Origin of the sequence: Lachnospira rogosae (ex Hitch et al. 2025) (genome assembly GCF_040096455.1) — a bacterium.
In the GTDB taxonomy this organism is placed as follows: Bacteria; Bacillota; Clostridia; order Lachnospirales; family Lachnospiraceae; genus Lachnospira; species Lachnospira rogosae.
The window spans coordinates 113968-127198 of sequence record NZ_JBBMER010000003.1; the positions used below are offsets into that span (position 1 = coordinate 113968).

General features: G+C 33.2%; 16 protein-coding genes and 1 tRNA gene. 14 read left to right on the forward strand and 3 right to left on the reverse strand.

The window, feature by feature from the left end:
- The first annotated feature begins 46 nt into the window (after positions 1-46).
- From WMO14_RS04845 to WMO14_RS04860, 4 genes are all read left to right on the forward strand, one after another.
- Positions 47-628, forward strand: a complete 582-nt coding sequence (locus WMO14_RS04845) for an accessory gene regulator B family protein (RefSeq protein WP_349153362.1) — start codon at positions 47-49, stop codon at positions 626-628.
- Positions 603-1316 carry a LytR/AlgR family response regulator transcription factor gene (locus WMO14_RS04850; RefSeq protein WP_349153363.1) on the forward strand — a complete coding sequence of 238 codons (714 nt, stop codon included), beginning with the start codon at positions 603-605 and terminating at the stop codon, positions 1314-1316. The genes WMO14_RS04845 and WMO14_RS04850 overlap by 26 nt, the downstream gene beginning before the upstream one ends.
- Before the next feature lie 49 nt (positions 1317-1365).
- Entirely contained in the window at positions 1366-2613 is a 1248-nt protein-coding gene (locus tag WMO14_RS04855) for a sensor histidine kinase (RefSeq protein WP_349153364.1), read from the forward strand.
- A gap of 141 nt (positions 2614-2754) precedes the next feature.
- Positions 2755-3411, forward strand: a complete 657-nt coding sequence (locus tag WMO14_RS04860; protein ID WP_349153365.1) for a hypothetical protein — start codon at positions 2755-2757, stop codon at positions 3409-3411.
- Between the two features lie 107 nt (positions 3412-3518).
- Here WMO14_RS04860 and WMO14_RS04865 read toward each other — a convergent pair whose 3' ends face one another.
- Positions 3519-3857 (reverse strand): P-II family nitrogen regulator, encoded by a 339-nt coding sequence (locus tag WMO14_RS04865; protein WP_022501231.1) that lies wholly within the window; start codon positions 3855-3857, stop codon positions 3519-3521.
- Between the two features lie 75 nt (positions 3858-3932).
- On the reverse strand, positions 3933-4475 hold the full coding sequence (locus tag WMO14_RS04870) for a hypothetical protein (RefSeq protein WP_349153366.1): 543 nt from the start codon (positions 4473-4475) through the stop codon (positions 3933-3935).
- 406 nt (positions 4476-4881) lie between these two features.
- Between WMO14_RS04870 and WMO14_RS04875 the strand changes: the two genes are divergently transcribed.
- The 7 genes from WMO14_RS04875 (at position 4882) to WMO14_RS04905 (ending at position 9501) form a co-directional block, all read left to right on the forward strand.
- Positions 4882-5778 (forward strand): DUF2156 domain-containing protein, encoded by an 897-nt coding sequence (locus WMO14_RS04875; protein ID WP_349153367.1) that lies wholly within the window; start codon positions 4882-4884, stop codon positions 5776-5778.
- Positions 5779-5826: 48 nt separating this feature from the next.
- Positions 5827-6324, forward strand: a complete 498-nt coding sequence (locus WMO14_RS04880; protein ID WP_349153368.1) for a hypothetical protein — start codon at positions 5827-5829, stop codon at positions 6322-6324.
- A gap of 68 nt (positions 6325-6392) precedes the next feature.
- On the forward strand, positions 6393-6815 hold the full coding sequence (locus WMO14_RS04885) for a hypothetical protein (protein ID WP_349153369.1): 423 nt from the start codon (positions 6393-6395) through the stop codon (positions 6813-6815).
- Between the two features lie 133 nt (positions 6816-6948).
- Positions 6949-7021: transfer RNA gene (locus WMO14_RS04890), tRNA-Gln, on the forward strand.
- 146 nt (positions 7022-7167) lie between these two features.
- On the forward strand, positions 7168-7992 hold the full coding sequence (locus tag WMO14_RS04895; RefSeq protein ID WP_349153370.1) for a CvfB family protein: 825 nt from the start codon (positions 7168-7170) through the stop codon (positions 7990-7992).
- A gap of 172 nt (positions 7993-8164) precedes the next feature.
- Positions 8165-8542: a RidA family protein gene (locus tag WMO14_RS04900; RefSeq protein ID WP_022501237.1), complete on the forward strand. Its 378-nt coding sequence runs from the start codon at positions 8165-8167 to the stop codon at positions 8540-8542.
- A complete protein-coding gene (locus tag WMO14_RS04905) occupies positions 8533-9501 on the forward strand; it encodes a CPBP family intramembrane glutamic endopeptidase (protein ID WP_349153371.1) in 969 nt (322 codons plus the stop codon). Before WMO14_RS04900 ends, WMO14_RS04905 begins: the two co-directional genes overlap by 10 nt.
- A gap of 140 nt (positions 9502-9641) precedes the next feature.
- Here WMO14_RS04905 and WMO14_RS04910 read toward each other — a convergent pair whose 3' ends face one another.
- Positions 9642-9818: a YjfB family protein gene (locus WMO14_RS04910; RefSeq protein ID WP_022501239.1), complete on the reverse strand. Its 177-nt coding sequence runs from the start codon at positions 9816-9818 to the stop codon at positions 9642-9644.
- A gap of 181 nt (positions 9819-9999) precedes the next feature.
- Here WMO14_RS04910 and WMO14_RS04915 point away from each other — a divergent pair, with 181 nt between their 5' ends.
- The 3 genes from WMO14_RS04915 to WMO14_RS04925 all read left to right on the forward strand — a co-directional run bounded on the left by WMO14_RS04915 (position 10000) and on the right by WMO14_RS04925 (position 13215).
- Positions 10000-10674 (forward strand): YitT family protein, encoded by a 675-nt coding sequence (locus WMO14_RS04915; RefSeq protein WP_349153372.1) that lies wholly within the window; start codon positions 10000-10002, stop codon positions 10672-10674.
- A gap of 173 nt (positions 10675-10847) precedes the next feature.
- Positions 10848-11963 carry an ABC transporter ATP-binding protein gene (locus tag WMO14_RS04920; protein ID WP_055173932.1) on the forward strand — a complete coding sequence of 372 codons (1116 nt, stop codon included), beginning with the start codon at positions 10848-10850 and terminating at the stop codon, positions 11961-11963.
- Between the two features lie 160 nt (positions 11964-12123).
- Positions 12124-13215, forward strand: a complete 1092-nt coding sequence (locus WMO14_RS04925) for a PucR family transcriptional regulator (RefSeq protein WP_022501242.1) — start codon at positions 12124-12126, stop codon at positions 13213-13215.
- The last annotated feature ends 16 nt before the right edge of the window (positions 13216-13231 follow it).

Below are 13231 nucleotides of genomic sequence, written 5' to 3' on the forward strand. Positions count from 1 at the left end.
CTTGATATATGAGCCTTCCATTATTTATATATGGAGGGAATAAAGCTTGAATAATAAAGATGGAGAATTAACGGAGGAAGAGTACAGGGAAGTTATAAAATATGGCGGAGGTATGCTGATTAATATAATTATAGGGGTGGTAGCTGCTGTTGCTATTGCAGTGTATATGGGAATGTTAAAAAAAGGAGTGGTATTTTTGATGTTATTATTGCCATTAAGACAATATTGTGGCGGATATCATATGAAAAATCATAATAAATGTATTGTGGCATCAATAATAATATATTTTCTACAGTTAATGTTAATAAAAAATTTGAAAGTTACCATTAGTGTGCAAATTGTTATGCTAATTTTTGCTTTGGTAATTATTTTAATGTTGGCACCTGTCGATAATATAAATAATAAAATGAATTATGAAGAAAAGAACTATTTAAAGAAGAAAATAAGAGTTATTTTAATAATAGAGTTATTTTTATATGCTATTTTTATTGTATTATCAAAAATGGACTACGGATTAATTGTAGTTTTGTGTATTGCTATAGTAGCGGGATTGCTTATATTAGGGAATATAAGCAATAGGATACAGGAAAGAGGGGAGAAATATGATATACAGGATAGGGATATGTGACGATGAACAGTTGACGTGTTCAGAATTGGAGAATTACATTAATGAAATTTTTGAATGTAAAGATGATGAAGCTGAAATATATGTGTGGAACTCAGGTGAAGCGTTGAAAAAGGATATATCTAATGGGGTGAAGATTGACATTTTGTTTCTTGATATAGAGCTTCAGGACAGCAATGGCATTGAACTTGGTAAATATATAAGGAATTATATGAAAAATATGTCAATGAATATTGTATACATATCGTCAATGACAGAATATGCTATGGAATTATTCAAGATACATCCATATGATTTTGTGGTAAAGCCATTTGATAAGAATGAAATTGAGAACTTAATAGATGAAATGTGTGGATATTATGAGCAGGATAACAAGCATTTTAAGTATTGTGTGTATGGAAAGACCAATATGGTTATGATGAGGGATATTAAGTATTTTGAGAGCAGGGGACGGCATATAATTATCAATCTTGTGGATAATCAGTCAATACAATATGTGGGACAATTAAAAAATGAAATAAAAAAGCTGCCATTAAATTTTGTGGAAATTGGCAAATCTTATATTATAAATTTAAAGCATATGAGGGAATGTCACGTCAGTTATGTGGTTATGGATGATGGAAAAGAGCTGGGGATAAGCAGGGCATACCGCAATTATTTTAATGAGAAAATATTAGAATATAATAGCTGATTAATAGAATAAAGCGTGAATATATTTTAGTGAGTTAGAGGGATAAATTATGACATACAATTATATAATATCAGTTTTTGTGGAGTTAGTAAGGACAATACTTATTGTACAGTATTTTCAAGTGTTTTTTGATAAGAATAATAGTCTGCACAAATATCTGGTTAGTGGATTTATGTTTGTTGCAACAGTGCTGGTTTATATTACGTTTAATAACGTAATCATAAATATGATAATAACATTTGTGACAATATTTGCTATTGCCAATGTATATAGCGGTTCTCTAAAAAAGAAATTCTTATTATCGTGTATGAACTTTGGAATATGCTGTGCAATAGACATAATATGTTCTTTTATATTAGGAGTTACGGTAGAAAACAGAAATAACGAAGTTATAGGTATGATTATGTCTTTGTTGATATTTTATGTAGTCATATTGATTATAAAGAAAATATATAAAGGCAGAATACAGGATGAATTCGCAGGAAAATGGTATTTTCTGCTTATAATTTCAGCTATGAGTATTGCTTCTGAATATATTTTATCAATTGATAAGGGGATAGCATATATAACGGTAATAGAGATTAGTTTTATAATTTTATTGATAAATGTCATTTTGTATTTCTTTTATCTTTCTATGATAGAACAGTATTCATTACAGCAGGAAATGGAAGCATTAAAGAAGCAAATGGATGTGTATGAGTTGAGAATGCAGAACAATATACAGAATGAACGAAATATAAGAGCAATTAAACACGATATGAAGCATCACATAAGGGAACTTACATATCTTGTGACGGATAATAATTATGCAGAGGTGAAAAAATATCTTAATTCTTTGGAAAATGATGTGTACGATAATACATCATATATCAATTCTGGAAATCAGATAATGGACGGAATAATTAATTATTATATATGTAAATTCAAAGAAAATAAAATCCAATATGAAACAAAGATTGCTGTGCCGGATAAGCTGGATATAAGTTCATATAATTTGAATATTATATTGGGAAATCTTCTGGATAATTCAGTCCAAAGCACGATTTTAACGCAAGCACCAAGCATAAATATACGAATTGAATATAAGACGGGAATATTATACATATATGTTAGTAATTCGTGCTTAGAAAATTCAGTAACCTATAAAAATAATAAAATTATCAGCACCAAGGGAAGTAATCACGGATATGGCATAAGTAATATTGATAAAATTGTAAAGAAATATAATGGAACTTATAAAATAGACTGCATTAATAATGAGTTTAAAAGCAGCATTTTAATACATTTATGTAGCTAATATGTGCAAATTATGTCGAATTATCTACCAAAAATATCGTTGTCCTAAATAAAGGCATATAAAGTGTTATAATCCAGCTTGTGAACAAGATAAAATGACAAAGTCAGTTAAAAAACTTAGAAAAATGTAGGAGGAAGTTCAATGGCAGTAGGTGGAATAGGCAGTTTTAGTGCATTGACTAGTTACAGTGGAGTTAATAGCAGTAAAGCTAATAGTGAGCTGGAATTTGATAAAATCTACCAGCAGAAAACAGATAGTGTAGAGATAAATTCAACGGCAGGAAACAATGACATAATGACAATATATGAAATGTTGTGTTCAGAATTTCCAGAAGCTAATTACATATTGGAAGATAGAAGTGATGAAAAAAATCTATTTTTTAATAATGTTGATACACGAATAGGAAAAGACTTTGGGAATCCAAGTAAAAAGAATGTATTTATAGATGTGGGGGTAATTAAGAAAATACAAGAAGACCCGTCTTATTATTTAGAAGCCAAGTTGGATTTGCAACAAATAATTGAACATTATGATGAGGCACGAACCCACGGTGGTTCAGATTTGCCATATACTACTGGTGAGCTTGATTATGAAAATGGTAGAATACAAGCTGGATGGAGGTATGATAGTAAGTGTTGTCAGGAAGCTGTGGCAAAAGAAGTTAAAAAGTTAGAAAGTCTAAAATTATCAGATACAATCAATTATGACTATATTAAAGATAAGATGGACACAATGCTGGACAATTTTATGGATAAAGTAACGGAAGGCATAGTAGGGAATGATAAAGAAGGAAAGTGAATAGTGAACTTTCGAGATTATGAAAAAAGTCTGTAAATTCAAACTTCTATAATAAATAAGAGCTGGAGGTATGCTTCCAGCTCTTATTTATTATAGTCAGGACAGTCCTAAAGAGCATCTTCTCCACGTTCGCCAGTACGAATACGAATGGCATCAGTTACTTCATAGACGAAGATTTTGCCATCGCCATATACACCAGTGTTGATTTCTTCGATAATCTGGTCAATGATTTGTTCGTAGGTTTCATCAGATACAATAGATTCAACCTTTACTTTAGGCAGCAGGTTGCCGCCGAAGTCAACGCCGTTGTATACCTGCTTATGTCCTTTCTGGCTTCCGTAACCCATTATATTAGTAATCATAAGCCCGTGAGCGTTGTTATTGTTAAGAATTACCTTTAAATCGTCAAGTCTTTCTGGACGTATAATTATTTCGAGTTTTTTCATAATTAAGCCTCATTTCTGCGCACGCTTCTAGTGCATAGTGAATTTGTTAAAAATGCATTATTAATATTCATAAAATTAATCTTCATAAAGCTGTTTGCTTGAGCTGTAAACTGTGAAGCAGTAGTATAAAGCACATATTCCAACGAGAGCTTCAACAAGTATTGAATATAAAGAAATTGTTGAACCAAATATCATAAAATGTGCAAATACAGCAGCCGATAAAATAAGCCAGGTAATTTGATAATTACGTGTTACAGCAGATTTCTCCTGAATATTAGATTCCATAATAAGTGCTTCTGTAAAATAATAAGTAAAATAGATTGCAAATATTACAGTTATTCCAAGTGAAATAGTAAGCATTGAGCCAGCAGCTTCCTGCCAGTCAATAAAGTTGATGACCTGTGCGATGACAGAAGCAATAAAGCCGACAATAGCAACAATGCCGGATTTTTTGAATCTTGAGTTACGGTTAATCATTGGAAGTACGCCAATTATAATTAAGAGAAAACCAACGCAGTCATTAGTTACATCAATATTAATATGACCAAATGTTACGTTGAAACGCATAGAAATAATTAATATTCCTACAAGAATTAAAATAATATTTTTTTTGTTCATATTCTGTGTCTTTAAGGAAAAGACATCTCCTTTCGATATAGTCTTTCAATACAATATAATATTTTAGGTAGATTATTTCAATAAAAATTGTATTAAATAACAGATAATGGAAAGCTTGACAAAGTAAGCTTTCTGTTATTATCAAAAATTGGTTGTTGATATGACACTAAACTGTACTATCTAATGGTATGTAATATAGCAGGAAATATACTATCTTATATACTATAAGTATAGTATGATATACAATAAGCTATATGTCAAATAAAAAAGAAAAGTTAATTTTATGGGGATTTTACAGAGGTTTAACACATAATTTATATAGGGAATAGTTGTTTATTATAAATGTGTGTGCTAGAATGTCAGATAATTATCATAAGCCCTATGTGCTTTAGAAATGGAGATGTGTATGTTAGATTGGAATACTCCAAAGCTTAGTGATAAAGAATGGATAGAACAGTGCGTAAAAGAGTCACAATATATAGGGAGTGACGCGGCATTTGCCAATATATACCTGTTAAGAAGCAAATATAATATAAAAGTGACATATTATAAGGATTTACTCATAAGATATTATGAGGGGCTTGGCAATAGAAAAGGGTATACCTTTCCATTGGGAAGAAAAGATGTGTTATCCGCGCTTTATGCAATAGAGCAGGATGCTAAGGAAATGAACAGACCATTGGAGTTCTGTTTTGTGACAGAGGAACAGAAAGAAATATTAGAGAATACATTTGCAGGCAGGACAGAGAGTTCGTCAGATGCAGGCGATTATGATTACATATATGGACAGCCAGAACTTTCACTGCTTAGCGGAAGAATATATCATAAGAAGAAGAACCACGTTTCCAAATTTAAAAGGACATATGAGGATTATATGTTCTGTGAAATAGGAAATGGTAATCTTGATGATGTTATGATTATAGAAGAAGAGTGGTATTATGACCGCTTACAGCAGGACGACATTTCTGCAATGAAGGAATATGAGGCAATAAGGGAAGCAGTTGATAATTTTGAAGAATTATCGCTTTCTGGTGGAATTATTTATGCGAATAATGTTCCTGTGGCTATGACAATAGCATCATATATTAATGATGCGGTGGTCGATATACATTTTGAGAAGGCAGTCGGGGAATATGCTGTTAATGGTGGATTTGCCGCGATTAACCAGATGTATGCTTCAACGCTTAAAGATGTTAAATTTATTAACAGGGAAGAAGATATTAACATACCAGGTTTAAGAAAGGCGAAGGAGTCATATCATCCTAAGTTTATGCTTAAAAAATATGGTGTGAGAGTGAAATAAAATGCGTGTAGGATAATGTATGCGTAAGAATGAGGAGTAATATACAATATGCTGTCGAAGGTATTATCAAAAGAAACTTGTGCAAAATGTCGTTTTTGCTGTTCGTTTAGAAGGTGCAGTCTTTGGGAAACACCTTTATTTCCCAAAAATGAGTGTGAAAAATTATCAAAGGATAATGAATATGGTGTCAAATCAGATTTTCAGATGCAGGGAGAGTATGGGCAGATGAAGCTTTTACACAAATATTGTACACAGGATAGTGAGGAAGAAGCAGCTTGTGATTACCTTGATGCACATAAGGGATGTATTCTTTCACAAGAGGACAAACCATTTGATTGTAAGATATGGCCTCTTAGAATAATGAGAAAAGGCGACAGGCTTGTAATAGCACTTACACCAACTTGTCCTTCGATAGGAAGAGAGCCGTCAGAGGAGTTAAAAGAGCTTGTGAATAACGGCTTAGGTGAGGTTATATATAATTATGCAAAGGAAAATCCATTTATTATTAAAGAATATAAAGAGGGATTTCCTATAATTATGGGTTAACAAAGTATAAAGCTTGCCCGATATATCGATCGTATGTAGTAAAAAATGATTAGGAAAGGGGTCTGGTTATGACTGTTATAGGAGCAGGAAGTTATAGTATTAAAAGTGTTAGTTATAATAATGACATAACTGTTATAAAAGATAATCAGAATACAGACACTAATGTTTCGTCATCCGGCATTAATTCAAAGCTTGAAAATGCAGAAGCTGCCAGTGATAAGTCTGTAGATGATGTATATGCAGATGACGAACAGGTTAAGGAAGCTGATAAAACACCAAGACATTCTGATCCTAAGAATTTTACATTTGACTTCAAGAAAGGGAATGAATTCAATCTTGAGGGTGCGACTAGGGATTATGAAGATATTAATGTTAGTAAAGCGCTTACAGATATGAAGAAAGATGAAGTTCTTGAACGATATAAGTTCTTTGTAGATTCTCCAAATCTTGGAACTGACACAGATGGAACGGTACGGATTGTAAGGCGTTAAAGGCGTTATTATATGCTTTTTAAGGCACTTAATTTAATCACAGATAAAAAAATTCAAAATTTTTAAAAAAATTTAAAAAAACACTTGCATTTTGTAAAATACTAGTATATAATTCATTTTGTTGTCACGACAATGGGCTTTCGCCAAGTGGTAAGGCACTGGATTCTGATTCCAGCATTTCGGGGGTTCGAATCCCTCAAGCCCAGCTTGTACCCTCGCATTTATTGCGAGGGTTTTTTGTTTAACAGGAAATTCCTATAGAATTTTTTATTGAATATACTTTCGGGCAGGTTTGCACTGCGGCTGCCAGAAAAGTATTCATCGGGGGTTATAATAATTAAAGGAGGCAGTTATGATACAATTGGGTAAAACACAATGTCTTAATGTAATAAAGAAGACTGATTTCGGTGTATATCTTGGAACAGAAGATGATAAGGTGCTTCTTCCAAAGAAGCAGGTGCCTGAAGATACAGAGATAGGAGATGCACTTACGGTATTTGTATACAGAGATTCAAGCGACAGACTTATAGCTACAACTAACACACCTAGGATTGAGTTAGGCGGACTTGCAAGACTTAAAGTGTCAGAGGTAAGCAGTATAGGTGCATTTCTTGACTGGGGACTTGAGAAGAATTTACTGCTTCCTTACAGGGAACAGACAACACACGTTAATACGGGTGATGAATACCTTGTAGCTTTATATATAGACAGGAGCAACAGACTTGCCGCAACAATGAAGGTAAGCAGATATCTTCAGACTACAGATAAGTATGTAAAGGATAGTGCTGTATCAGGAACTGTTATTGGAATTAAGCCAGAACACGGAATATATGTGGCTATTGATGATAAATACTACGGATTTATAACAAGAAATGAAATGTCAGATGATATCAAAATCGGAGATGTAGTCCACGGAAGAGTTATAAAGGTAAGGGAAGATAATAAAATAACAATAAGTATACATCAGAAAGCTTATATACAGATGGACGAAGATTCAACACTTATCTATAATAAGATAGTTGAACTTGGCGGAAGCCTTGGATTTACAGATAAGGCAGACCCGGAGGTTATAAAGAAGTATTTTAATATGAGCAAGAATGCTTTTAAGAGAGCAGTAGGAAGACTTTTAAAGCAGGAAAAGGTTGTTATTACAGAGAATTCAATAGTTTTAAAATAATAATTGTTCTAAAATGAAAATAATAATAGTTCTAAAACAATATTTCTTGAATAAAGATAACTATTGTTATACAATTTAACCTGATGTGAATGATATATGTGTACATTCAGATTAGATATGCACAGTTACACATCAACTTTTATATATGCGAAGGCATTAGAAGGAGGATAATATGCAGAAAGTTATTAGTACAGACAAAGCTCCAAGTGCAATTGGACCATACTCACAGGCTATTGAGATTAATGGAATGGTGTATACATCAGGTGTTATTCCGGTTATTCCAGCAACAGGAGAAATTGCTGAGGGCGGAGTAGAGGCTCAGGCAGAACAGGCTTTTAAAAATCTTTGCAATCTTGTAGAAGAGTCAGGTTCAAAGGTTGAGAATATTGTAAAGACAACAGTATTTATTAAAGAAATGAATGATTTTGGAAAGATTAATGAAATCTATAAGAAGTACTTCAAAGAACCATTTCCAGCTCGTTCTTGTGTAGAAGTTGCAAGACTTCCTAAAGATGTATTACTTGAAGTGGAAGCTATCGCATGGAAGTAAAAAAGATTAATTGTTTTATGCCGGTATTGATTGTTTCGTATGTATTTCTTTCATCATTAGTATCATTGCTGATGGTTGTGGCAATTAATCAGCTGGGTATTCATATACCAGGCTGGGTGTCTTACGTTATCAGCGAGACAGTCATTATTGTAATAGGGCTTATATATATTGCTGTTATGGGAATAAGCATAAAGCGTGATATGCAATATCATATAATTGCATTTAAAGATGTAATTGTTTCTATACTTGCGGGTTATATGATGATACCTATGGTGCTGTTTATTAACAACGTTTCAATGCTTTTTTCAAAGAATTATCTTGAAGCGGCATCACAGACATTGCTTACATATCCATTTGTGGTACAGATTATACTTATGGCAGTTATACCAGCACTTGTTGAAGAATTCATATTCAGAGGCTTGTTTTATGGAACGTATAGAAAATGCGGAATATTAAAGGGAGCTCTTATGAGTGGTCTTGTGTTTGGATTATTCCACCTTAATATTAACCAGTTCTGTTATGCGTTTGTCATTGGTGTTGTATTTGCGTTTTTGGTAGAGGCTACAGGTTCTATATGGTCATCAGTGCTTGCACATTTTGCGATTAATACTTATTCAATTACGATTATACAGCTTCTTAAGATTACAGGTACTTATGATACAATGCAGGAAGCGGCTGGTGAAACGGTAGTACAGAGTTCGTCAATTTCTATGTTACTGACACTTGCTATGCTTCTTGGAGTATCGATTGGATTTATGTCGCTTGTGTATCTGTGCATTAAGAAAATGGCACAGCATAATGGAAGATGGGAATATATCGTTAATGATGTGAAATCTTTCAGAGTGCAAGAAAATGCTGCGTCAGAACAGTCAGTTCCGCAGCAGAGGATTATGACAGTTCCGGCAATCATTACAGTTATTGCAGTTGTTATATATATGATTGTAAGTGAAATATTTTAATTGAGAAATTCAATGAGTTAAGATAATTAATAATGAGCATAATTCGTATGCAGAATAATACGCCGTCAGTTATCAATAAAGATAATTGACGGCGTATTATTGGTTTAATGTATCAGATAAAAGGAGTAAGAAATATTCCGTTATATACGAATATCAATATTCTGTCCTAATTCAGGATTAACAGATGCTTCCATCATCTTAGTAAGACTATCTCCTGATGTCTCAAGAGTGTCAAGAGATTGTCTGAGCACAGCAACCTGAACATCATTCACTACATTGATTGTACTTAAGTTAGTAGATAATCCAGCTATGTCCATATATAAATCCTCTCTTCTTTGGAATAATTAATAGATTAATATAATTATAAGCACATAACAGCCATAATGCAAGGGTAAATAGCTGAATATATATAAAGATACTGCAAAAAATAGTAACAGGACAATAAGCTGGGAGGCTGGATAATAAAGATAATAAGACATAGACCAGGAAATATTGAGAATGAAGATAAAAGAGAATGTCAAAAATATTAATTTAAAATGGATATATATAATCACAGGAACATTTCTTATGGCAATTGCATATAAAAGTATATATGATTCTGCCGGAATGGTTACAGGCGGAATATCAGGAATAAGTATCATAATAAGAAGATTGTCATTAATTGCAAAGGAAAGCTGGAAGTCGGGGTGGTTTCCGCAATCTGGCATACCGATATGGTTCACTAATATTATTCTTGATATTCCTTTATTCATATGGGCATACTGCAAAAAAGGCATAGATTATATTAAAGATACGCTTGCTGCTGATGCACTGCTTACATTTTTTATGGCAGTACTTCCAGCAGATACAATAGTAGATGTAAGTTATTTAAAGACTGCCATAATTGGAGGCATAATGGCAGGTGTTGGTATTGGAATGGTATTAAGGACTGAGATTACGACGGGGGGAACGGATCTGCTGGCGGGTCTGATTGTTGAAAGAAGCAGATATTTAAGTGTGGTTGTAATTATGAATATAATTGATGCTCTTATAATAATAGCAGGGGCGTTTGTATTTGGAATAAGGGTTACGATGTATGCAATTCTGGCGATTGTTATAACAACTTTTATAGCTGAATTTATTATAAGATGGCATATGAAAGTTAAGAGTTTTGGTGATGTTAGTGAAGATTGATTGAGTAAATTTGTGCAAAATACACATCAATTTAATAATTATGGTAAAAGTGATAAAAAAGCAACTGCGATATTTGGCTAATTACCATATAGCCAAGGACAGGCATTTAGTGTAGAATAAGCAGTATCAGAAAGCGTGCATACGCTTTTTATATTTTAGGAGGAAAGTTTTCAATGGCAAGTTTATCACTTAAAAATGTTTGTAAAGTATATCCTAACGGCTTTGTAGCTGTTAAAGATTTCAACCTTGAAATCGCAGATCAGGAATTTATTATCTTCGTAGGACCATCTGGTTGTGGTAAGTCTACAACTCTTCGTATGATCGCTGGTCTTGAAGAAATCAGTTCTGGTGAATTATGGATCGGAGACAAGCTCGTTAATGATGTAGAGCCTAAGGATAGAGATATCGCTATGGTATTCCAGAATTATGCGTTATATCCACATATGTCAGTATATGACAATATGGCATTTGGTCTTAAGTTAAGAAAGGTACCTAAGGATGAAATAGATAAGTCAGTTCATGAAGCTGCTAAGATTCTTGATATCGAGCACTTACTTGATCGTAAGCCAAAGGCTCTTTCAGGTGGTCAGAGACAGAGAGTTGCTATGGGACGTGCTATCGTTCGTAGTCCTAAGGTATTCCTTATGGATGAGCCTCTTTCAAATCTTGATGCTAAGTTAAGAGTTCAGATGCGTGTTGAGATTTCTAAGCTTCATAAGAGATTACAGACAACAATCATCTACGTTACACATGACCAGACAGAGGCTATGACACTTGGTACAAGAATCGTAGTTCTTAAGGATGGTATTATACAGCAGGTAGATACACCTCAGAACCTTTACAATACACCTAACAACATCTTCGTTGCTGGTTTCATTGGTTCACCTCAGATGAACCTTATTGATGCTACAGTATCTCAGGAAGGTTCACAGGCAGTTCTTAAGATGAGCGAAGAAGTTACTATCAAACTTCCAGCTGAAAAGAGCAAGAAGCTTATCGATGAAGGTTATGTTGGAAAGACAGTTGTAGTTGGTATCCGTCCAGAAGACGTTAAAGATGATCCAGAATTTATCGCTGCTCATCAGGATACTAAGTTTAAGTCAACAATCAGAGTATATGAATTACTTGGTGCTGAAGTTAACCTTCACTATGAAATCGGTGATGTTACATGTACAGCTAAGGTTAATCCTAGAACAACAGCTCGTCCAGGTGATGAAGTTGAATTCGCTATGGATGTTGCAAGACTTCATGTATTTGATAAGGAAACAGAAATGGTAATTACTCACTAATTACTATACATAATTAGATATTTGTATTATTCAAATATAATTATTTTATAAAATTTAGAGGAAGTGTATAATTTCTATACATTTCCTCTTTTTTTTTTTGTCATTTTGCTTTACAATGATATAGTAAATGTCAAAAAGATGCGAAGGAATGGAGTATAATATGATTTCAAATCAGATTTTACAGACAACCGTTGATGGGTTAAAAGAAATATCACGAGTTGATTTATGTGTTATTGATGCAGAGGGCAAGGTTGTAGCTAAGACATTTGATAATGTTGCTGAATGTACAGCAGATGCACTTGTATTTATAGATTCACCAGCAGATAGTCAGGTGGTTAATGGATATCAGTTCTTTAAGGTTGTTGAAGATGGCAATCTTGAGTATATAATATTGGCTAAGGGAACAACTGATGATGTATTTATGTTAGGAAAGCTTGCAGCATTTCAGATACAGAATCTTTTAGTTGCTTATAAGGAAAGATTTGATAAGGATAACTTTATAAAGAATCTTCTTCTTGATAATCTTCTAAGGGTTGATATGTATACAAGAGCTGAGAAGCTTCATATTGATACGGATGTAAAGAGAGTTGTATATATTATTGAGACTAAGCACGAGAAAGATATTAATGCATTAGAGACAATAAGAACTTTATTTGCTTCAAGAACAAGGGATTTTATCACAGCAGTTGACGAGAAGAGTATAATACTTGTCAGAGAGGTTAAGAGTAATGAAACTTACGAAGACCTTGATAAGACAGCAGAAGTTATTATAGATATGTTAAATACAGAGGCTATGAGTTCTGCTCATATTGCTTATGGTACTATTGTTAATGATATAAGAGAAGTATCACGTTCTTACAAGGAAGCTAATATGGCTCTTGATGTAGGCAAGATATTCTATAGTGACAAGAATGTTGTTGCATATAACAGACTTGGTATTGGACGTTTAATATATCAGCTTCCACTTCCACTTTGTCAGATGTTCATAAGAGAGATATTTGACGGAAAGTCACCTGATGATTTAGATGAGGAGACATTATCAACAATTAACAAGTTCTTTGATAACAGCCTTAATGTATCAGAGACATCAAGACAGTTATATATCCACAGAAATACTCTTGTATACAGACTAGATAAGCTTCAGAAGACTACAGGCCTTGATTTGAGAGTGTTTGATGATGCCATAACATTTAAGATTGCACTTATGGTAGTTAAATATATGAAATATATGGAAAGTAAAGATACATACTAATTTGGAGGAATATTAA

What these genes read in the sequence shown, in the direction of transcription:
- WMO14_RS04850 (WP_349153363.1), top strand. Translation starts at nt 603, where the DNA reads ATGATATACAGGATAGGGATATGTGACGATGAACAGTTGACGTGTTCA.
- WMO14_RS04855 (WP_349153364.1), top strand. Translation starts at nt 1,366, where the DNA reads ATGACATACAATTATATAATATCAGTTTTTGTGGAGTTAGTAAGGACA.
- WMO14_RS04860 (WP_349153365.1), top strand. Translation starts at nt 2,755, where the DNA reads ATGGCAGTAGGTGGAATAGGCAGTTTTAGTGCATTGACTAGTTACAGT.
- WMO14_RS04865 (WP_022501231.1), bottom strand. Translation starts at nt 3,857, where the DNA reads ATGAAAAAACTCGAAATAATTATACGTCCAGAAAGACTTGACGATTTA.
- WMO14_RS04870 (WP_349153366.1), bottom strand. Translation starts at nt 4,475, where the DNA reads ATGAACAAAAAAAATATTATTTTAATTCTTGTAGGAATATTAATTATT.
- WMO14_RS04875 (WP_349153367.1), top strand. Translation starts at nt 4,882, where the DNA reads ATGTTAGATTGGAATACTCCAAAGCTTAGTGATAAAGAATGGATAGAA.
- WMO14_RS04880 (WP_349153368.1), top strand. Translation starts at nt 5,827, where the DNA reads ATGCTGTCGAAGGTATTATCAAAAGAAACTTGTGCAAAATGTCGTTTT.
- WMO14_RS04885 (WP_349153369.1), top strand. Translation starts at nt 6,393, where the DNA reads ATGACTGTTATAGGAGCAGGAAGTTATAGTATTAAAAGTGTTAGTTAT.
- WMO14_RS04895 (WP_349153370.1), top strand. Translation starts at nt 7,168, where the DNA reads ATGATACAATTGGGTAAAACACAATGTCTTAATGTAATAAAGAAGACT.
- WMO14_RS04900 (WP_022501237.1), top strand. Translation starts at nt 8,165, where the DNA reads ATGCAGAAAGTTATTAGTACAGACAAAGCTCCAAGTGCAATTGGACCA.
- WMO14_RS04905 (WP_349153371.1), top strand. Translation starts at nt 8,533, where the DNA reads ATGGAAGTAAAAAAGATTAATTGTTTTATGCCGGTATTGATTGTTTCG.
- WMO14_RS04910 (WP_022501239.1), bottom strand. Translation starts at nt 9,818, where the DNA reads ATGGACATAGCTGGATTATCTACTAACTTAAGTACAATCAATGTAGTG.
- WMO14_RS04915 (WP_349153372.1), top strand. Translation starts at nt 10,000, where the DNA reads ATGAAGATAAAAGAGAATGTCAAAAATATTAATTTAAAATGGATATAT.
- WMO14_RS04920 (WP_055173932.1), top strand. Translation starts at nt 10,848, where the DNA reads ATGGCAAGTTTATCACTTAAAAATGTTTGTAAAGTATATCCTAACGGC.
- WMO14_RS04925 (WP_022501242.1), top strand. Translation starts at nt 12,124, where the DNA reads ATGATTTCAAATCAGATTTTACAGACAACCGTTGATGGGTTAAAAGAA.